Raw genomic sequence first — 1,265 nt, forward strand, 5'->3', positions numbered from 1 at the left:
ACAACGTGACCAAGGCCGAGCCCGTCGAGCCGTCTGAGACGGTGCCGCCGAAGTCTGTGGACGACCGGCTGATCGACGAGTTGGTGGGCCGGGCTCAGGCGGAGGGCCTGCAGCTGACCGGCGAGGGCGGGCTGCTCCAGCAGCTGACCAAACGGCTCCTGGAGTCGGCCCTCGAGGGCGAGATCACCGACCACCTCGGCTATGACAAGCACGATCCGGCGGGGAAGAACGGCGGCAACTCCCGCAACGGCACCCGCGCCAAGACCGTACTGACCGACGTGGGCCCGGTGGAGATAACCGTGCCCCGCGACCGCGAGGGCTCCTTCGAACCGAAGATCGTCAAGAAGCGCCAGAAGCGTTTGTCCGGCGTCGACGAGATGGTCATCTCACTCGCGGCGAAGGGCCTGACCACCGGCGAGGTCCAGGCCCACCTGGCCGAGGTCTATGGCGCCGACGTGTCGCGCCAGACGATCTCCACGATCACCGACAAGGTCCTCGAAGGCATGGCCGAATGGCAGAACCGGCCCCTGGACGCCGTCTACCCGGTGGTGTTCATCGACGCCATCCACGTAAAGATCCGCGACGGCGCGGTCGCCAACCGGCCCATCTACGTCGCCCTGGCCGTCACCGTCGAGGGCCGGCGGGACATTCTCGGGCTGTGGGCCGGCGACGGCGGCGAGGGCGCCAAGCACTGGATGCACATCCTCACCGAGATCAAGAACCGCGGCGTGAACGACGTCCTCATGCTCGTCTGCGACGGGCTGAAGGGGCTTCCTGACGCGGTCGAGACCGTCTGGCCCCGCACCGTCGTGCAGACCTGCGTGGTCCATCTGCTGCGGAACTCCTTCCGCTATGCCGCCCGCCAGGACTGGGACAAGATCGCCAAGGTCCTCAAGCCCGTCTACACCGCGGCGACCGAGGACGCGGCCCTCGATCGGTTCGCGGAGTTCGCCGACGCATGGGGCAAGAAGTATCCGGCGATCGTCAGGCTCTGGGAGAACGCGTGGGAGGAGTTCACCCCGTTCCTCCGCTTCGACACCGAGATCCGCCGCATCGTCTGCACCACCAACGCGATCGAGTCCGTCAACGCCAGGATCCGCCGGGCGGTGAAAGCCCGGGGGCACTTCCCGAACGAACAGGCCGCCCTGAAGTGCGTCTACATGGCGATCATGTCGCTCGATCCGACCGGCAAGGGCCAGGCCCGCTGGACCATGCGCTGGAAAACCGCTCTCAACGCCTTCGACATCACCTTCGACGGCCGACTC

Annotated in this window: 1 protein-coding gene; it reads left to right on the forward strand. The window is 67.1% G+C overall.

All coding sequences use genetic code 11. The annotated features are described in order from the left end of the window. Positions 1–41: 41 nt before the first annotated feature. The coding region (locus tag IE264_RS37760; protein WP_229888001.1) for an IS256 family transposase at positions 42–1,265 on the forward strand (1,224 nt) is incomplete at its 3' end.

Source organism: Streptomyces microflavus (genome assembly GCF_014650075.1).
Classification (GTDB): domain Bacteria; phylum Actinomycetota; class Actinomycetes; order Streptomycetales; family Streptomycetaceae; genus Streptomyces; species Streptomyces microflavus.